The organism is Streptomyces sp. NPDC020362 (assembly GCF_040642095.1).
Taxonomy (GTDB): Bacteria; Actinomycetota; Actinomycetes; order Streptomycetales; family Streptomycetaceae; genus Streptomyces.
In genome coordinates this window covers 16,102-34,574 of sequence record NZ_JBFAET010000096.1, presented here as the reverse complement: position 1 = coordinate 34,574, position 18,473 = coordinate 16,102, and the positions used below count along the sequence as shown (strand labels likewise).

16 protein-coding genes, 1 tRNA gene and 1 pseudogene are annotated in these 18,473 nt (G+C 70.8%); 5 read left to right on the top strand and 13 right to left on the bottom strand.

The features are described 5' to 3' along the window. Together AB0H32_RS28550 and AB0H32_RS28545 are read right to left on the bottom strand one after the other, a co-directional pair. Nucleotides 1-1,634 (bottom strand): AMP-binding protein (locus AB0H32_RS28550; protein ID WP_361125910.1); only part of this gene is annotated, 1,634 nt, incomplete at its 3' end. Between the two features lie 47 nt (nucleotides 1,635-1,681). Next, nucleotides 1,682-2,098, bottom strand: a pseudogene (locus AB0H32_RS28545) (EamA family transporter); the annotation flags it as partial. 38 nt (nucleotides 2,099-2,136) lie between these two features. On the opposite strand from AB0H32_RS28545, the gene AB0H32_RS28540 reads away from it, so the two are divergent. Continuing rightward, nucleotides 2,137-2,550, top strand: coding sequence for a LysR substrate-binding domain-containing protein (locus tag AB0H32_RS28540; RefSeq protein ID WP_361125906.1), 414 nt, complete (start codon nucleotides 2,137-2,139; stop codon nucleotides 2,548-2,550). On the opposite strand, the gene AB0H32_RS28535 is transcribed toward AB0H32_RS28540, so the two are convergent. The 5 genes from AB0H32_RS28535 to AB0H32_RS28515 form a co-directional block, all read right to left on the bottom strand. Then, nucleotides 2,522-2,986, bottom strand: coding sequence for a DUF3592 domain-containing protein (locus AB0H32_RS28535; RefSeq protein WP_361125903.1), 465 nt, complete (start codon nucleotides 2,984-2,986; stop codon nucleotides 2,522-2,524). The genes AB0H32_RS28540 and AB0H32_RS28535 overlap by 29 nt on opposite strands. Nucleotides 2,987-3,075: 89 nt before the next feature. Then, nucleotides 3,076-3,507, bottom strand: coding sequence for a DUF3592 domain-containing protein (locus tag AB0H32_RS28530; protein ID WP_361125900.1), 432 nt, complete (start codon nucleotides 3,505-3,507; stop codon nucleotides 3,076-3,078). A 101-nt stretch (nucleotides 3,508-3,608) separates the two neighbouring features. Next, nucleotides 3,609-4,223 carry a lytic polysaccharide monooxygenase gene (locus tag AB0H32_RS28525; RefSeq protein WP_361125897.1) on the bottom strand — a complete coding sequence of 205 codons (615 nt, stop codon included), beginning with the start codon at nucleotides 4,221-4,223 and terminating at the stop codon, nucleotides 3,609-3,611. Between the two features lie 165 nt (nucleotides 4,224-4,388). After that, on the bottom strand, nucleotides 4,389-5,573 hold the full coding sequence (locus tag AB0H32_RS28520) for an SPFH domain-containing protein (RefSeq protein WP_361125894.1): 1,185 nt from the start codon (nucleotides 5,571-5,573) through the stop codon (nucleotides 4,389-4,391). Nucleotides 5,574-5,704: 131 nt separating this feature from the next. Further along, on the bottom strand, nucleotides 5,705-6,820 hold the full coding sequence (locus AB0H32_RS28515) for a peptidoglycan-binding protein (RefSeq protein WP_361125891.1): 1,116 nt from the start codon (nucleotides 6,818-6,820) through the stop codon (nucleotides 5,705-5,707). 185 nt (nucleotides 6,821-7,005) lie between these two features. Between AB0H32_RS28515 and AB0H32_RS28510 the strand changes: the two genes are divergently transcribed. From AB0H32_RS28510 to AB0H32_RS28495, 4 genes are all read left to right on the top strand, one after another. Next, nucleotides 7,006-7,079 (top strand) — tRNA-Lys (locus tag AB0H32_RS28510). Between the two features lie 174 nt (nucleotides 7,080-7,253). Then, on the top strand, nucleotides 7,254-7,976 hold the full coding sequence (locus tag AB0H32_RS28505; RefSeq protein ID WP_361125888.1) for a FadR/GntR family transcriptional regulator: 723 nt from the start codon (nucleotides 7,254-7,256) through the stop codon (nucleotides 7,974-7,976). A gap of 310 nt (nucleotides 7,977-8,286) precedes the next feature. After that, on the top strand, nucleotides 8,287-10,326 hold the full coding sequence (locus AB0H32_RS28500) for a glycosyltransferase family 2 protein (protein WP_361125885.1): 2,040 nt from the start codon (nucleotides 8,287-8,289) through the stop codon (nucleotides 10,324-10,326). Further along, complete coding sequence (locus tag AB0H32_RS28495; protein WP_361125882.1) at nucleotides 10,323-12,260, top strand: galactose oxidase-like domain-containing protein; 1,938 nt, start codon at nucleotides 10,323-10,325, stop codon at nucleotides 12,258-12,260. Before AB0H32_RS28500 ends, AB0H32_RS28495 begins: the two co-directional genes overlap by 4 nt. Before the next feature lie 74 nt (nucleotides 12,261-12,334). On the opposite strand, the gene AB0H32_RS28490 is transcribed toward AB0H32_RS28495, so the two are convergent. The 6 genes from AB0H32_RS28490 to AB0H32_RS28465 all read right to left on the bottom strand — a co-directional run bounded on the left by AB0H32_RS28490 (nucleotide 12,335) and on the right by AB0H32_RS28465 (nucleotide 18,460). Then, nucleotides 12,335-13,360 (bottom strand): glycoside hydrolase family 6 protein, encoded by a 1,026-nt coding sequence (locus AB0H32_RS28490; protein ID WP_361125879.1) that lies wholly within the window; start codon nucleotides 13,358-13,360, stop codon nucleotides 12,335-12,337. 79 nt (nucleotides 13,361-13,439) lie between these two features. After that, the gene (locus AB0H32_RS28485; RefSeq protein ID WP_361125876.1) at nucleotides 13,440-14,102 is read right to left on the bottom strand and encodes a class F sortase; all 663 of its coding nucleotides are present in this window, start codon (nucleotides 14,100-14,102) and stop codon (nucleotides 13,440-13,442) included. Nucleotides 14,103-14,116: 14 nt separating this feature from the next. After that, nucleotides 14,117-14,695, bottom strand: coding sequence for a hypothetical protein (locus AB0H32_RS28480; RefSeq protein ID WP_361125873.1), 579 nt, complete (start codon nucleotides 14,693-14,695; stop codon nucleotides 14,117-14,119). A gap of 106 nt (nucleotides 14,696-14,801) precedes the next feature. Beyond that, nucleotides 14,802-15,581: an HAD-IIA family hydrolase gene (locus tag AB0H32_RS28475; protein ID WP_361125870.1), complete on the bottom strand. Its 780-nt coding sequence runs from the start codon at nucleotides 15,579-15,581 to the stop codon at nucleotides 14,802-14,804. Nucleotides 15,582-15,698: 117 nt separating this feature from the next. Then, entirely contained in the window at nucleotides 15,699-17,186 is a 1,488-nt protein-coding gene (locus tag AB0H32_RS28470; protein ID WP_361125867.1) for an alkaline phosphatase family protein, read from the bottom strand. Nucleotides 17,187-17,404: 218 nt separating this feature from the next. After that, nucleotides 17,405-18,460 carry a 2-aminoethylphosphonate ABC transporter substrate-binding protein gene (locus AB0H32_RS28465; protein ID WP_361125864.1) on the bottom strand — a complete coding sequence of 352 codons (1,056 nt, stop codon included), beginning with the start codon at nucleotides 18,458-18,460 and terminating at the stop codon, nucleotides 17,405-17,407. Between the last annotated feature and the right edge of the window lie 13 nt (nucleotides 18,461-18,473).

Here is an 18,473-nt window from a genome sequence, read left to right as displayed (position 1 = left end):
GCGAGGGGCCCCTCGATGTCTCCCACGGTCAGCCTCCGATAGGTGCCCTCCCCCGGCGGCCGCCACCACACCGGATCGGCGCACCGGAACCCCTCCCGCCGCAGCAGCGCCCGATGGATCTTGTTCGTCGCGGTCACCGGCATCCGCTCCACCACCCGCACGAACCGGGGCGCCATCTTCGTCCCGAGGTCGGGCTGCGCGCGCAGGAACGCCGCGAAGCCCTGCGGCTCGAAGCGCCCGGCGACGGTCGCCATCACCTGGTCCCCGGTGACCGGATCCGGCACCCCGTACACGGCGACGGCCACTGCACCCTCGTAGCGGGCGACGATGTTCTCGATCACCGCGGCGGCCAGGTTCTCCCCGTCGACCCGGATGCGGTCGCCGGCGCGGCCCGCGAAGTACAGATAGCCGTCGGCATCCCGGTAGAAGAGATCCCCGGTCCAGTACGCCCCTCCCCGCCGCCGCTCGGCCTCGGCCGCCGGGTTGCGCCAGTACCCCTCGAAGGGGTTCGGCCCCCGGTTCACCAGCTCGCCTATGGCCTGCTCCCCGTTCAGCAGCCGACCCGACGCGCCGAAGACGGCCGCCGGGCACTCCCGCTCCGTGGCCGGATCGAGCACCACCAGACCGGGCCCCGCCGGTCCCACCGCGCCGGCCGGGGTACCCGGCGCCCACTGGACGGCCGCCCCGCCCTCGGACGAGCCGTACCCCTCCACCAGCCGCACCCCGAACCGCCGCTCGAAGGCCACCGCGTCCACCGCTCCGGCCTCCGTCCCGAAGCCCGTCCGCAGCGGGTTGTCCCGGTCGTCGGGCCGCTCCTCGGTGGCGAGGACGTACTGGACGGCCCGCCCGACGTACGTGAAGTACGTCGCCCGGTAGCGGCGCACGTCCGTGAGGAACCCGGACGCCGAGAACCGCCGCCGCAGCGCCACTCCGGCTCCGGCGGCCAGCGCGGGCGCCCAGTCGGCGATCACCGCGTTGCCGTGGAACATCGGCATGCAGACGTAGTGCACGTCGTCCGCCCGCACCCCGAACTGCCCCACCAGCGCGTCCCCGGCGGCGGCCAGGCGGCCCTGGGAGCAGATCGCGGCCTTGGGCGCACCGGTGGAACCGGAGGTGAAGTAGAGCAGCATCCGGTCGGCCGGGGCGGCCCGGGACGGATCGGGCACCGCACCGGCGTAGGGGGCGAGGAGGCTGCCGTACTCCGGGGTGTCCGTCACGAGGATCCGCACGCCCCCGCGCTCGGCCCCGCTCGCGCGGGGGGACGGCCGGGGCAGTTCCAGCCCGGTCAGCAGCGGCAGATGCGCCCGCTCGGTGACGAGCACCGGGCACTCGGTGTGCAGGATGTCCCGGGCCAGTTCGGCTCCCCGGCGGGTCGGGTTGATCCCGGCGACGGCCGCCCCGGCGAGCGCGGCCGCTGCGAGCCACAGCGGGAACTCCTCGGTGTTGTCGAGCAGCACGCCGACGTGCCGGACGGCACCCGCGGGCAGCAGGTCGTCCAGCAGCGCCGCCCGGGCCGCCGCCCCCGCGGCCATCTCGTGCTGGGTCAGCACCCGCTCCTCGCACCACAGCCCCGGCCGGTGGTCTCCCCACCGCGCCGCGACCAGCTCGGCGACCGTACGCATCGTGGACTCCATGGCGGAGTACGGTAACTGACGCATCATCAGAAGTGGAGGGCCGTAGCTCACCGGCTGCCGGTGCGTACCGCTCCCGCGCTCGCCGTGACCACCATCGCGATCGCGGCGCACTGCTGCGGTGACAGCCCCTGGTCCAGCACCAGGTAGCCCGCGAGCGCGGCGACGGCCGGCGCCAGACTCGTCAGGACCGCGAACGTCGCCGCGGGCAGCCGGCGCAGGGCGAGCAGCTCCAGCGCGTGGGGCACTCCCGAGCTGAGCACCGCGATCGCCAGGCCCAGGCCGAGCACCCCCGGCTGCAGCAGGGCCCCGCCCGCCGCCCCGATGCCCAGCGGCAGGCTGGCCAGCGCCGCCACGGCCATGGCGATCGCCAGGGCGTCCAGCCGCGGGAAGCGGGCTCCCGCACGGGCGTTGAGCACGATGTACGCCGCCCACAGCGCCCCGGCCCCCAGGGCGAGGGCCACGCCCGGGCTGCGCACCCGAACTGCTGCTGGAGGAGCGGGTGGTGGTCGTCCCGGCGGACGGTCCGCCGGCGGGTCTGCCCCGGCTCACCCTGGCCGGCCTCGCCGCCCATCCGGTCGCGCTCAACACCGTGTCCGGCACCACGACGACGGACCTGTGGCCGTCCGGGGCCCGGCCGGCCGCCACCCTGGAGGTGACCAACACCGACGAGTGGCTCATCGCGATCGCCGCGGGCCGTGCCGTCGGGATCTCCACGACGGCCACCCCGGGCAGCACCACCCACCCCTCCCTGGTCTACCGCCCCCTGACGGACGCACCACCCGTCCCCGTGGTCCTGGCCTGGCCCGAGGGCCCCGCCCACCCGGCCGTCCCGGACCTGCCGGCCCTGGCCCGCGACGTGCTCGCCGCGAGGGGTCGTACCGAAGGAGCTACGGGAGCGGGCCGGCCGACTCCGTGAACATCATGTGGGCGACGAGGATGAACCCGATACAGAAGGTGGTGGCCACCCCCAGGAAGGCCAGGCCGCATCCCGTGCCCAGCGCGAGCCTGCCGCGGGACGGAGGGAGAGCGGTGGCCCGCTCGGGGCACTCCGGCAGGTAGCGCACGGTCACGATGTCGCCGTCCACGATCGTCGAGGTGCCGTTCGCCTCGTCGAAGCGGACCGTACGGCCCTCGCGGGTCGTGAACTCGTAGACGTGGTGGAGCGTGGTGTGCACGGACGTGTCCCCGCCGCCGCCACTGGTCGTCGTGTACGCCCTGAGGCAGCGCGCCTCCGCCGTCAGACCGTGCTGCCACGTCCTGCTGATCCGCCGGGCCCTGCGGATCAGCAGGTACGCAAGGAACCCGAAGAAGGCGATCATGATGAGCGGCACGGCGTAGAAGAGCAGTTCCATGAGGTCCCCCGAGGTCGGTACGCCGGCCCCGATCGACCGGTGTGGCGGGAACTTACCCACACCACGGGGCGGTTGGCCTCAAGCGAAGCTCAGAACCCGGGGAGCGTCGCCCACTCATGGAGCAGGAAGATCGTGGCAGCCCCGAGGACGACCAGCCAGACCACCGTGCCCGCCGTGTCCTTGCCGGGCTCCGTTGCGGATGCGGTGGCCTTGTCGGGCTCGTGGAGGGCGTAGTGGACGAGGGTTGTGTCGCCGGTGGCGCGCTCCCGCGGGCCGCCGCTCTCCTTGAAGCGGACGGTCCGGCCGTCCTGGGTGGTGTAGTCGTACTCGTGCCACTGCACACGCCGGGCCACGTTGTTGACCATGTGGGTGGTGGTCCAGGCGCGCACCACCCGCGCCTGTGCGGTCAGCCCGCTCGCCCAGGCCGCGCGCCGCTGCTGTGTCCGGCGGACCAGTCCCACGGCGGTCAGAACGATGATGGCGAGCATCGCCGTCATGCATATGTTGAAGAAGGCGCCCATGGCGCGTGTACCCCCGTACATCGGCTGTCAGGTCTCGCGTGCGCCGGAGGCTCATCCGGAATCAGCCGTACCGGCGCACGCGGACCCTACCCGAGGGGGGATCAGAAGGTGACGTCCGAGCAGGCGTAGAAGGCGTTGCCCGTGTCGGCGATCGTCCACACCGCGAGGATGACGTGGTGACCGCTCAGGCCGGACGGCAGGGTGCCGCTGTGGCTGAGGGTGGCCGGCGGACGCTGGCCGTTGTAGGGCACCGTCAGGAACGGGGTGAGGTTGAGGTCGGAGCGTGTCAGGGCGTGGTTCTGGTTCCAGCCCTGCCTGGTGACGTAGTACTTGAAGTCCGTCGTGGCGTGCATGGCGGTGAACTGCCAGCGGAAGGTGTAGGTCTGACCGCCGGTCACCCTGGTGGTCGGCCAGGCCGCGCCGGACGGTGTGGTGGGCGAGCTGAGCTGGGCGAAGCGGCTCAGGCCGCCGTTGCAGATCTGACCGTCGGCGGGTCCGGCGGCCGGGAAGCCCTTGGGGCCCTCGACGCTCTGCGGCTCCCACTGGATGTCGCCGCAGTTCGCCACGGTGCCGTTCTGGCAGAGCTTCTGCCTGCTGATGGGGAGGTCGGTGTAACCGTGCCCGCTGGCGCCGCCGGTGGAGAGCACGAAGGCTCCGGCGGTCACCACACCCAGCACGGATGCGGATAGCGCAGAGATTCTGGTCTTGGTGCGCATGCTGCCGCTCCTGGAGAACGTGGGGGAGGTTCACTGAACCGAGCTGTGCAGTAGGTCTAGACCAAGTCTCAGATTATTGCCGTTAGTTGAACATGTCCATACCAATCGCGAGAGCCCTCACGGGCCCCCTCGTGCCCCCCTCGCAAGCCGCCCCCCGGGGGGATCTCACACCGGCTCCCCGCGCCCCGAGCAGAACGCCACCGTCAGATCCCGGACCAGCACCTTGCGCTCGTAGTCGTCCAGTTCGACGAGACCGCGCATGGTCAGCCGGGTCACCGTGTCCTCCACCGAGTCCACGACCGAGTTGAGCATGCTCGACCGCTGCCGGGCGTCCAGCGCGGCGATCCGGCGCTTGTGCATCGCGGCCGCGACCTCGGGGGCGTACTCCACCCGGACCGGCTGCACCGAGAACACCTCCAGGCCGATCGGCCCCGCGTCCGCCGCGACCAGCCGGGTGAGTGTCTCCCCGGTCGCAGCGACCCCGCCCCGCGTCCCGCCCGGCAGCTCCACCGGCACCCGGGCCAGCGCCGCCTCCACGCACTCCCGCAGATAGGTCTCGTGGTCGTCGACCTCCAGCACGGCCCGCACGGTGTCCCGCACCCGCCACACCACCAGCGTCACCACCCGCAGCGGCACCCCGTTGGCGTCCGCCGCCGGCATCGCCTCGCTGCGCCAGTGCCGCAGCCGTACGTCGACCCGGCGCCGGCGCAGCAGCGGGTTCACCCACAGCAGACCGGTGCGCCGGACCGTCCCCCGGTAGCGCCCGAACAGCCCGAGCAGCCTGGCCTGCCCGGTGCGCCCCCGGGCCAGACCGCCGAATCCGGCCAGGCCCAGCGCCCCGGCCCCGGCGAACGCCGCCCACTGTGCGGGCCCGAGACCCGCGTCCGTGTACGCCGGCAGCCGCAGCGACTCCATCGCGAGCGGCGGCAGCACGCCCGCCCACCACGAGGTGGCCAGGCACCCCACGAGGCCGGCCGTCCCGGTCAGCACCCCGGCCACGCCGGGCAGCACCCGGGCCGGCCGCTCCACCAGGTCCGGGTCCATCTGCGGCACCGCCCGGCTGCGGGGCGGGGCCGGGCGGGTGAGGCGCGGCTGTTCGCCGGTGCCCTGCCGGCGGCCCACCACGGCGGGCTTCAGCGGCACCGGCACCGGATCGGGTTCGTCCCTGAAGAGCAGGTGGACGGGGATCTCGGTGGTCACCTCGTTCTGGATCAGCCGGGCCGGACGGGTGGCCGTACCGCCGGGGCCCGCCGGGCCCCCGGCACCCCCCGGCCCCACCGGGGCCGCCGGGGCCGCCGGCTCCTCGGGCTGCTCCTCGGACTCGGGGGTGTGTGACGTGGTCGTACTCATGCGTGCCTCCAGCCTCCGCGCCAGATGCGTCATGACAGGGGTGCCGGCGGGGTGCCGGCAGGGGGTGAGAGGGGGATCAGGGGGCCGGACGCGCGCAGCGGGGGCGGACCGTGCGCGCGTCACGGGTGCGGCTACGCGAACAGACGGCGCCAGGTCTCCGGGCCCGGGTAGCCGTCCGCCGCGCCGCCGCGCCAGCCCTGGCTGCGCTGGAAGGCCGCAACGGCCCGGCGGTCCGCTTCGCCCCAGCGTGGACCGGGCCCGGTGGCATAGAGGCTGCCGAATCCTTTCTCCACCAGCCGCTTCCCCAGCTCGGTGATGTACTCGTTCTCTTCTCCCGGGCGGAAGAAGTTCCGGCCGGGATAGCCCGGTACGCCGTGCGAGGCGGGCGTCCGGGACGGCCCGGCGGGCCGCGGTGCCGTGCCCCTGCCGTGCCCGGCGGGACCGAAGTGCCCAAAGCGCGCGAAGCGCGCCGGAGCCTTGTCGTCGGTCACCGGCTTCTTGCCCACGGCACCGACGGGCACGCCCTTGTAGCGGTAGGGGACGTACTTGTCGGCGTGGGTCCAGTAGGGGTAGGGCGTGGCCTGGCTGCGGGTCTGCGGGGGCGTCTGTTCGTAGACCGTGTAGTACGTGTGGGTGTAGTCGGTCCAGCCGCCGAAGATCACGACGTGGGAGCCGTTCTCGGGGTTGTCCGGGTTGTGGAAGAGCAGCATGTCACCGGGCTGGAGTTCCTCCTTGGTGATCTTGACGCCGAACTGGTCGAGGCTGCCCGTCCACTCGTTGGTGCCAAGGCCCCAGGCCATGGACACATAGCCCGAGCAGTCCTGCCGGTAACCGTCGGTCCAGTAGTCGCTCATGCTGTACGGCACCTTCGCGGCGACCCAGATCTTGGCCCGGTTGATGATGTCGGTCCGGGTGGTGGCGGGAGTCGGGACGCCCGGGGGCTTGACCGGTCCGGCGGCGTCCGGGCCGAACAGCGGGGACCTCTTGCCCTGCGGGGTGGCGGGATCGCCGTCCGCGGCGGGGCTGCCGGGACGGTGCGGGGAGTGGGGGGAGACGAGGGCGGCGGCCGGGAGGGCCGAGGTCAGGGCCGCGGACGCGGCGGCGGCCACGATCACGACCCCTCGGGCCGCCGGACGGCCGCCGAAGCGGGCGGGCAGCGGGCCTGGGCCCGTGCGTCGCCCATGGACGCAGCCGGGGCAGTCACAGTCGCTCACGGGGTCGACGTCCTCGAACACCGGGGTGGTCATGCGATCTGCCTCACATTCGGGGTGGAAATATCCGCGAGTGTCCACGTTGATCAGTTTTACAACTGTCGTCCGGGCGCGCATGTTGACGGTCCGAATGATGTACAGCCCCCCGCGCGCCCCTCCCGGACGCGGACAGGTGGTCGGGAGCACCCCTCCAGGTCAGGTAGAGTTCTCTTTGTCAGCAGGCGCCGCTAGCTCAGTTGGTTAGAGCAGCTGACTCTTAATCAGCGGGTCCGGGGTTCGAGTCCCTGGCGGCGCACAATGACGATGGCGAGCCATGTCCGCATCACGCGGATCAGGCTCGCCATCTCTGCTTTTGCGCGACCGCGCCGCGCGCGGTGAGGGCTCCGCCACCCACACCCCCACGCCTGTGACGAAGGTCCCCCGTGCGAGCGGGGGACCTTCTTGCTGTTTGTCCGGATACTCTCTGGCCATGGCAGCTCGTGACCTCCAGGAGCGGATCAAGAAGCTCATCATCGACCGCAGGCTGCCCTCGGGCGCCCCGCTGCCGACCGAGCCCGAGCTGATGGAGTACCTCGGGGCGAGCCGGAACTCGGTGCGGGAGGCGCTGAAGGCGCTGCAGGCGATGGGGATCGTGGAGATCCGGCACGGGTTCGGGACGTACGTCGGCCCGATGTCGCTCGCCCCGATGATCGAGGGCCTCGCCTTCCGCACGGTCGCCGGGCACTACCGGGGCGAGGACTCCCTGCTCCAGCTGCTGGAGCTGCGCGAGGCGGTCGAGACCGGACTCGTCTCGCGGCTGGCCGGGCGGCTGCCCCGGGCCGACCTCGTTGAACTGGACGGCCTCGTGAACCGTATGGAACAGGAGGCCGCCGAAGGACGCGGCCTCGCCGAAACGGACCGGGCGTTTCACGCCACCCTCTACCGGGGGCTTGACAACGTCCTGCTGAGCGAGGTGATGGAGGCGTTCTGGGACGCCTTCCACCGGGTCCAGCAGGACCTGGTGGAGGTGCCCCAGGACCCGCGGGTCACCTGCCGGCAGCACCGGGAGATCCTGGACGCGGTCCGGTCGGGCGATTCCATACGGGCGGAGGAGGCCATAAGGGACCACTTCGGCAACATCCGCGCCCGCCTCTCCCCCACCGGCGCACCCGAGCCCCCTGAGCCTCTCCCACGCCACAATGAACGGGTTTGACCGGTAAACACCGCGTTTCGCGTCTTGCGATCATGCTGAACGCCGTAGAACTCTGGTTGTTCACGTTGCCGCGGATGTGCGGCTGTTGGGGGAACGAACCGGTTGCCCACCAACGGGGAGGGGGCCCCGTTCATGAACCGGTGCCGAGGGGGGCATCATGCAACCGGAAGGTCGCAGTCCCGTGTCTCTACGGTGTGCAAGGCGTGGTGACGGCGACTCACCACTGACCTGCCCGTGACGGCCGAGGGGACCCCGAACGGGCGGACGAACCGACGAACACGCGGTGACCTGCGTGTGGGGGGAATGACTCATGACGTCGACGCCGACGGGCGCCCGGCAGAGCCAAGAACAGCACAACGACCCGTCACAGACCACTCGCCTGCGGGCACTCACCCATCACACGGGCCAGTTCCGCAGGATCAAGAAGAGCCTTCCGAGATACGACTACGAGCACTACAGCCGGCTTGCGGGTCCCCTCACCCAGCCCGACCCGGGCAAGCCCTACAAGGTGCAGTACCGCTCGCTGCTCTCGCAGGAGCCGCACCGCATACGAGCCGCGCTCATGCTGGGCGCGGCCCCGTTGCTGTCGCTGGTCCTGCTGGCCTGGCTGCTCCAGCCCGAGCACTGGACCGAACGCGACTACCCGGCCTACGACTTCCTGCCTGCGCTGGACGTCGTCATGCTGGTCTCGATCGGCCTGATCGAGTTCTTCCGCTGCATGAACGTGCTGTCCAACGCGCACGCCACACTGGTCGCCCGGGACCCTGTCCCGGTCGTGCCCGAGACCGGCACCCGCGTCGCCTTCCTCACCTCCTTCGTGCCCGGCAAGGAGCCGCTGGAGATGGTGACGAAGACCCTGGAGGCGGCGGTCAGGCTGCGCCACCGTGGCCTGATGCACGTGTGGCTGCTGGACGAGGGCGACGACCCGGCCGTCAAGGAGGTCTGCGCCCGGCTCGGCGTCCACCACTTCACCCGCAAGGGCGTCGCCCGGTGGAACCAGCCCAAGGGCGCGCACCGCGCCAAGACCAAGCACGGCAACTACAACGCGTGGCTGGAGGCGCACGGCGACAACTACGACTTCTTCGCCTCCGTCGACACCGACCACGTTCCGCTGCCCAACTACCTGGAGCGGATGCTCGGTTACTTCCGCGACCCGGACGTCGGCTTCGTCATCGGCCCGCAGGTCTACGGCAACTACGACACGTTCGTCACCAAGGCCGCGGAGTCGCAGCAGTTCCTCTTCCACGCGCTGATCCAGCGCGCCGGCAACCGCTACGGCGCCCCGATGTTCGTCGGCACGTCCAACGCCGTGCGCATCAGCGCCATCAAGCAGATCGGCGGGCTGTACGACTCGATCACCGAGGACATGGCGACCGGGTTCGAGATGCACCGCGCCAAGAACCCGGCGACGGGGAAGAAGTGGAAGTCGGTCTACACGCCGGACGTGCTCGCCGTCGGCGAGGGCCCGAACGCCTGGACCGACTTCTTCACCCAGCAGCTGCGCTGGTCCCGGGGCACGTACGAGACGATCCTCAAGCAGTACTGGAAGGGCTTCTTCACACTGCCGCCCGGCAAGCTCTTCAACTACACGATGATGATCATCTTCTACCCGATGTCCGCCCTCAACTGGATCCTCGCCGCGCTGAGCTGCGCGCTCTTCCTGGGCCTGGGCGCCTCGGGCGTGAACATCGACCCGACCGTGTGGCTGATGCTGTACGGCAACGCCTCCGCGCTCCAGATCGGCCTGTACATCTGGAACCGCCGGCACAACGTCTCCCCGCACGAGCCGGAGGGATCCGGCGGCGTCGCGGGCATGGTGATGTCGGCCCTCTCCGCGCCGATCTACGCCCGCTCGCTGATGGACGCGGTGCTGCGCCGCAAGAGCAAGTTCGTGGTGACCCCGAAGGGCGAGTCGGCCAGCCCCGACACCTTGTTCGGGACGTTCCGCATCCACTGGTTCTTCATCCTGGTCTTCGCCGGCTCTCTCGCCGCCGGCTTCGTGTTCGGGCACTCCCACCCGGCGATGATCACCTGGGCGGTCTTCGCCCTGCTGATCACCGCATCCCCGATCTTCGCCTGGCGGTACACGCTGCGGCAGGAGAGGAAGAAGCCCGGGCCCGCACCGGCCGCCGCCGTGGCCCCGCCCGCACCGGCACCGGCGGTGGCGGCGGCCGAGCCGCAGGACGCGGTGCCCGCACAGTACGCGGCCCACGCACCGCACGCCCCGCACGCCCGTCAGCAGCGGCCCACCTGGGCCGCCTCGCCCCGAGGGCCGGGCGGGGGCACTGCGGGGGACGACGACCAGAACATGCAGACCGCCGTTGGTGGACTTGGGGGACGTAAGGAATGAAGGACCAGGCCGGCCGCCGTCGTGCCCGTCGACTCGCGATAGGCACCGCGGTGGTACTAGCGCTGGCCGGGATGAACGGGCCGTGGCTCTACCGCTTCGGAACCGAGCAGTACCACCAGTACAAGATCAACAAGCCCGAGTACAAGGCCGCCAACGGCCACTGGGACATCGTCGAGTTCCCCAAGGAGTACCGCCAGGACACCATCCACGCCGCCCTCCTGCACACCGGCAAGGTGCTGCTGGTCGCCGGCTCGGGCAACAACCAGGACAACTTCGACAAGAAGAAGTTCGACACCCGCATCTGGGACCCGGTCAAGGGAACGATCAAGAAGATCCCCACGCCCAGCGACCTGTTCTGCACCGGCCACACCCAGCTGGCCAACGGCAACCTGCTGATCGCGGGCGGCACCAAGCGGTACGAGAAGCTCAAGGGCGACGTCACCAAGGCCGGCGGCCTGATGATCGTCCACAACGAGAACCCGGACAAGCCGATCACGCTGCCCGCGGGCACGAAGTTCACCGGCAAGTCCAACGGCAAGACGTTCGTCTCCAAGGACCCGGTGCTGGTGCCGCGCGCGAAGAAGGTCTTCGACCCGAGGACCGGCGCGTTCCTGCGCAACGACCCGGGGCTCGGCCGCATCTACGTCGAGGCGCAGCGAAGCGGCGCCAAGTACGAGACCGGTACGCAGGACAACTACCGGGTCCAGGGGCTGTCCGGTGCCGACGCGCGCAACACGTACGGCATCGCGCAGAAACTCGCCCTCGACAAGAAGGACTTCCAGGGCATCCGCGACGCCTACGAGTTCGACCCGGTCGCCGAGCGGTACATCAAGGTCGACCCGATGAACGAGGCCCGCTGGTACCCGACGCTCACGACGCTGTCGGACGGGAAGATCCTCAGCGTCTCCGGTCTCGACGACATCGGCCAGCTGGTGCCGGGCAAGAACGAGATCTTCGACCCCAAGACCAGGAAGTGGACGTACCTCCCGAAGATCCGGCAGTTCCCGACCTATCCGGCGCTGTTCCTGATGCAGAACGGGAAGATCTTCTACTCGGGCTCCAACGCGGGGTACGGACCGGACAACGTGGGCCGTGACCCCGGCATCTGGGACGTCGGCACCAACAAGTTCACCAAGCTGCCCGGGCTCAGCGACCCGAACATGATGGAGACGTCCGGGACCGTGCTGCTGCCTCCGGCCCAGAACGAGAAGTTCATGGTGATCGGCGGGGGCGGGGTCGGCGAGTCGGAGCTGTCCAGCAAGAAGACGCGGATCATCGACCTGAAGGCCGACAGTCCCCGGTTCGTGGACGGGCCCCAGCTGGCGAAGGGGACCCGGTATCCGCAGTCCTCGGTCCTGCCCGACGACACCGTGCTGGTGTCGGGCGGCTCGGAGGACTACCGCGGACGCAGCGACTCCAACATCCTGCAGGCCCGGCTGTACCACCCCGGCAGCAACAGCTTCACGCAGGTCGCCGATCCGCTGGTGGGGCGCAACTACCACTCCGGTTCGATCCTGCTGCCGGACGGGCGGGTCATGTTCTTCGGATCCGACTCGCTGTACGGGGACAGGGCGAACACGAAGCCGGGGAAGTTCGAGCAGCGGATCGAGATCTATACGCCGCCGTACCTGTACCGGGATTCCCGGCCTTCGCTCAGCGGGGGGCCGCAGACGATCGCGCGGGGAGCTTCCGGGACGTTCACCTCACAGCACGCGTCGAGCATCAAGAAGGTGCGGCTGATCCGGCCCAGTGCGTCCACGCACGTGACCGATGTGGATCAGCGGTCCATCGCTCTGGATTTCAAGACGTCCGGGGACAAGATCACTGTGACGGTGCCGAAGAACCGGAATCTGGTGCAGTCCGGGTGGTACATGCTGTTCGTGGATGACGATCAGGGGACGCCGAGCAAGGCACAGTGGGTGAAGGTGCCTTAGCGAACGGGTGGGGAACTGCGCGAGTTCGGCGGCTGCGGGCTCGTCGTGGCTTGTCGCGCAGTTCCCCGCGCCCCTCAGGAAGTTGCCGCTTGCGCCAGCTTCAAGGCGTAGGCCGGCCACCACTGGCCTGCCTTGGGGCCGCCCTTGCAGGTGCCGTCGGACTCTCCCGGGCGCTTGACCCACAGATAGGCGTCCACCAGCGGGTCCGCCGTCCTGGTCGTCGGCGTCTCGCCCAGGGAGCGCCCGGGAGGGTTGCACCAGCGCTCGACAGGATCGCCGGTCGTGTACGGGCCGTTGCCGTTGCGGCTGGTGTCGATGACGAAGTGTTTGCCGCCCACCTTGGCCGAGAGCTGTTTGCCGTAGGCGATGGAGTCCTTGGTGGAGTAGAAGTTGGCGACGTTGACGGCGAAACCGTCGGCCCGGTCGATGCCGGCCTGCTGGAGGGACTGGAAGATCTGGTCGGGGTGTCCCCAGCCCGCGTTGCCGGCGTCCAGGTAGACCTTGGTGTTCTTCAGGGACTTGAGCTTGGTGACGGCCCCCTTGAGGAGGTCGTAGCGCTCCTCGTGGAACTGGTCCGGGGTGCAGCCGTCGACGAGGTGGAGCACGGCGTCCGGTTCGAGGACGACGGTGGTGGCGCGGTCGTCGATGCCCCGCGCGACGGCGTCGATCCAGGCGCGGTAGGCGTTGCCGTCGGCGGCGCCGCCCTGGGAGTACTGGCCGCAGTCGCGGTGCGGGATGTTGTAGAGGACGAGCAGGGCGGCGCGGTCGGACTTCGCGGCGGCCTCGGTGAAGCCGCGGGCCTCCTGCTCGGGGTTCTCCGGGCCGATCCACTCCCCCGTCGGCTGCTCGGCGATCCTGCGGATCTGCGTGGCCTCGGTCTTCTTGCCCGCCTTCTCGTAGGTCGCGAGCTGGCGGGCCGCGGTGCCGTCCGGGTTCACCCAGAACGGGTCGGCGGACTTGGGCTGTTGGGTGATCGTGGCTCCCGGATCACCGGACTTGTCCCCGCCGGAGGAGCACCCGGCGAGCAGCAGTGCCGCCCCCAGCACCGCCGCGGACGCCCGTGTCCGGGCCGAGGACCGGGCCCCCGTGCTGTCGTACATGCGATTCCCCCCTGGGCGCATTGTTCCGAATGCCCATCGTGGCACACCGGCGGTGCCGGTCACGAGGTCGCAAAAGTGTTCACGAGCCGGTGCCGGTGAGGTACGCGGAGACCACCACGTTGGCCGTGTAGCTGTGGCTCGTGCGGTCGAAGGCGCCGCCGCAGGTGATCAGGCGGAGTTCGGCGCGGCCCGGCTTGCGGGGGCCGTAGGCCTGCCGGGCGTCGAAGTCGTCGCGGGCCAGGACGCGGATGTCGTCGACGGTGAAGTCGGCGACCCTGCCGTCCGCGCGGACCACCCGGACCGTCCTGCCGGGCTGCAGGGTGCTGAGCTTGTAGAAGACGGCGGGCCGGGTCCGGGTGTCGACGTGTCCCACCATCAGTGCGGTGCCCGCCGCGCCGGGAGTGGTTCCGGAGCCGTACCAGCCGACCACGCCCGGCTGGTCGAAGGGCGGCGGTTCGACGGCGCCCCGGCTGTCCAGGCCGCGGGCCACCACCGGCGCCTGCACGCCCAGTTCGGGGATGTCGATGCGTTGCGGGAGCGCGGCCCTGAGCGGCTTCGCCGCGGGCGGCAGCCGGACCGGTCGGCCGAGGCCGGCCACGTCGCCGGTCGCGGGTCCGGCCGGGCTCTGCGGTACGCCGGTCACGCTGCGTCCCCACAGCCACAGCCCGAGCAGCAGGAGCGCCCAGGCCAGGAACACGATCAGACGCCCGGCGCCGGTGGTGCGTGCCTGCCCGTCGGCCATGGCGGAGCGCGTCCTCACTCCGTGCCGCGGCTCCGGCGGGCTCTGAGCAGCCCGACGGCGGCCGCGGCGGTCCCGGCGAGAGCCAGGCCGGTCACCGCCTGGACGGTGTCGGGGCCGGACTCGCTGCCGGCCACCGTGGCGAAGTGCGCGGTGCCGCCGCCGCCCGCCTCGACGGGGGCGACGGGCGAGGGGGAGGAGGTGGCCCGGCCGAACTGGCCGAACCGGCTGAACAGATCGGTCACGCCGGTCTGCCCGGAGTCTTTGCCGGCCACGGTGATCCTGCTGGTGAGCACGGTGCCGGCGCAGGTGATCCGCACGTCGTAGACGCCGGGCGCGACCGAGGAGCGGACCCGGGTCTCACCGGACAGGGCGCCCTGGGTGCCGGTCAGAGCGGCGTCGGCGACGAACGCGGACGAGGCGGCCGAGCCCTGGGATCCGGTGCAGCCGCGCACCCTGAGGGCCACGTCGGTGCCCGGGGCCGGGGAGGCCGGGGTCACGGAGAATCCTTGGCCGCCGTCGGCCGCGTACGCCGCCGGGCCGAGAGCGGTGGCGGCCAGGAGCCCCGCACAGAGAGTGAGACGCAGTGAGCCCATCGTGAACCTCCAGTTACTGGGAGGCTCCCCCGTGGGGCGCGCCTCCGCATCCTCGGGAGGCGCGCGATTGCTCCATACGGGTGGTCCGGGGTTTGGAAATCCCTGGTCAGACGAGGTCGACCAGGTCCGCGATGGAGTCGACGACCTGGGAGGGGCGGAAGGGGTAGCGGTCGATGTCGTCGGGCTGGGTGACGCCGGAGAGCACCAGGAAGGTGCGCATACCGGCCTCCAGGCCCGCGAGGACGTCGGTGTCCATGCGGTCGCCGATCATCGCGGAGGTCTCCGAGTGGGCGCCGATCGCGTTGAGTCCGGCGCGCATCATGAGCGGGTTGGGCTTGCCGACGAAGTACGGCTTCTTGCCGGTGGCAGCGGTGATCAGGGCGGCGACCGAGCCGGTGGCGGGCAGGTCGCCCTCGGTGGAGGGGCCGACGTTGTCGGGGTTGGTGGCGATGAACCGGGCGCCGTTGTTGATGAGGCGCACGGCCTTGGTCAGCGCCTCGAAGGAGTAGGTGCGGGTCTCGCCGAGGATCACGAAGTCGGGCTCGTGGTCGGTGAGGATGTAACCGATGTCGTGCAGCGCGGTGGTCAGGCCCGCCTCGCCGATGACGTAGGCGCTGCCGCCGGGCCGCTGGTCGTCCAGGAACTGGGCGGTGGCCAGGGCGGAGGTCCAGATGTTCTCCACCGGCACGTCCAGACCCATCCGGCGCAACCGGGCGTGCAGGTCCCGGGCGGTGTAGATGGAATTGTTGGTGAGCACCAGGAAGGGGCGCCCGGAGTCGCGGAGCTTCTTCAGGAAGGCGTCGGCGCCCGGGATCGGGACGCCCTCGTGGATGAGGACGCCGTCCATGTCGGTGAGCCACGACTCGATGGGCTTGCGGTCTGCCATGTGCTTGCGTCTCCTGGCGTGCGTGCGGTCAAGAAGCGGGGGCGCCGGAACCACGGCGTACCGACGCCCCCAGCCTAATTCGGCGGCTTGATCCTGACCCCGGTCAGGACGGGGGGATCACTGGGTGATCCGCACTCCGTCGACGACCCAGTACCAGTTGTTCCCTCCGGTGTAACGGAAGCGGACGCGGGCCGAGGTCGCCCCGGCCGGGACCTGGAGGGTGACGGTCTCGGTGCGCGAGGGGACGTCGGCGGTGTAGGTGCGTACGGAGACGGGGGCGGCGCCGTCGTAGGAGACGAGGACCTCGCCCTTCTGCGGGGACTCCTGCCGGTAGTAGGTCGTGTAGGCGAGGGTCGCGGTGCGGCCGCCGGTGACCGGGTGGGCGGGGCTGACCAGGGTGGAGTCGAAGGTGCCGGTGAGGGCCTTGTCGTTCCACTCGTCGCCGTCGGCGACCGCGAAGACGTTACGGGCGCGGACGTTGCACTCGCGGTTCTGGTCGCGCTGGGCCTGGGTCCAGAATTCGTCGGTGGTGAAGGACCAGCCGCGCCACTCGGTGACCCCGCCGGTGCCCATCGCGGAGTTGTCCACCGACCAGCCGGCGGGCGGGGTGTGGGTGAAGCCGAGGATGCCCGCCGGGATGCCGGTCTCGTCCACGCGGGACTGCAACCGGCCGCGCAGGGCGTCGAAGTCGTCGGGGGCGGGCTGCTGGACGGGGCGGCCGTCCAGGTCCCAGGCTGGGTCGATCGCGATGCCGAGGTGGGCCAGTGCGGAGGCGGCGACGTCGGGCATCTTCACGTCGTACCGGACCGAACCGGCCGCCAGGGTGGGCCCGGTGGCGATCAGGAAGGTCTGGCGCTCCTGGAGGGTGGAGCCCCCGTGGCCGCCCGGGTCGGTGTGGCCGTGGTCGGCGGTGACCATGATCAGCCAGTCCTCGTCGGCATAGGCGGGCCGGGACTTGACGGCGGCGACGATCTGGCCGACCTGGGCGTCGGCGCCGTGGATGGCGTCCAGGTACTGCTGCGAGGCGGCGCCGTAGCTGTGGCCCGCGTGGTCGATGTTGTCGAGGTGCACGAAGACCGCGTCCGGGTTGCCGTCCCTGAGCTGCGCGACGGCGCGGGAGGTGGTGCCGGTGTCGTATTCGGCGCTCGGCGTGGAGATGCGGGTGTCGACCTTCGGGGAGAGGACGGTGTCGGTGATCGGCGCCCAGGAGGCGACGGCGTACGTCACGAGCTGCGGTTCGGCCGTCTCGACGCGGGTGAGGAAGTCCGGGTACTGCGCGAACCGGGAGCCGGTGAAGTTGTTGTCCTTGACGTTGTGCTTGTCGGGCCAGACACCGGTGATGATCGTCGACCAGCCGGGGCCGGACAGGGTCGGCGCGAGCGGGTTGGCGTAGATGCTGCTGGGTGCGGTGAGCCCCGCGGCCATCAGGGCGTCGAGGTTCGGGGCGTCGGCGTCCTTGATGCGCTGGAGCAGGGCGCCGTCCAGGCCGATGACCAGGACCTTGGGGGCCTTGGCGGCGGCGCGGGCGACGGCGGAGAGCGGGCCGGCGGACACGGCGACCGCAGCGGCGGAGACGAGGAAGGTACGGCGGGACGGGTTGGGCACGGAGTCCTCCGGAGGAGAGGGTGGACGTGCAAGGAGTGGTCATGCCACCGCCCCGGCGGTACCAGGGGCGGCGCGCAGCAGCCGACGGGCGAACTCCCCCAGGGGCGCGGGGCTGTCTTCGGTGTGCGGCCACCGCCGCGTGGGCGCGACCAGCCGCGACGGCGGGACGAATACGTACGGCGGGACGGCAGCGGCCAACGGCCGAACCCCCGGAGGGCTCAGCTACCCGTGGCGGACTTCCAGGCCTCGACGTACGACGTGAGGTTCTTGTCGATGTCGTTCCAGTCCGGCGAGAAGATGTCGACGCCGTTCATCAGCTTGGCGAGTGCGACGGCGTCGGCGTCGGCGGCCTTGACGTCCGAACGGGCGCTGAAGCCGCCGCCGATCTCGCTGACCTCCTGCTGCTGCTTCTGCGCGAGCATGAAGTCGAGGAGCTTCTTGCCGTTCTCGCTGTGCGGGGCCTTGGTGACCAGGCCGGCGGCGTAGGGCAGGGCGAACGTGGTGGGCCTGCCGCCCTGCTTCGCCGGGAACCAGATACCGAGGCCCGGCATGGTCTTGGCCTGGGCGTAGTTCATCTGCACGTCGCCGTTGGCGACGAGCAGTTCGCCCTTGTCGACCTTGGGGGCGAGCTTGCCGGTGGAGGCGGACGGGCCGACGTTGTTGGCCTGGAGCTTCTTCAGGTAGGCGAGGGCCTGGTCCTTGCCGCCGAAGTCGTGGATCGCCTTGATCAGTACGGCGGTTCCGTCACCGGCGACGCCGGGGGTGGAGTACTGGAGCTTGTTCTTGTACGTGCCGTCGAGCAGCTCGTCCCAGGTGGTGGGGGCCTTCTTCAGCTCCTTCTTGTTGTAGACGAAGCCGAAGTAGTTGTTGACGACGGAGGTCCAGGTGCCGTCGGTGGCCTTGTCGGCGCCGCTGACCTGGATGGAGTCCTTCGGCTCGTACTTCTGCAGCAGGCCCTTGCTGTCGGCCTGCTGGATGAACGGCGGCAGGGTGACGAGCACGTCGGCCTGCGGGTTGCTCTTCTCGCGGACGGCGCGCTGCACCATCTCGCCGGAGCCGCCCTCGACGTACTTGACCTTGATCCCGGTCTGCTTCGTGAAGTCGGCGAAGACCTTGTCGTACCAGCCGTCGCCGTTCTCGCCCTTGAGCCCGTCGGCGCTGTAGACGGTGACGGCCTTCTCGTCGGAGGCGGCGGAGGAGCTGCCGCAGGCCGACAGCAGCGGGGTGGCGAGGAGAGTGACGGCGACAGCGAGTCCGAGGGTGTTTCTGGGCATGGCGGGATGAACT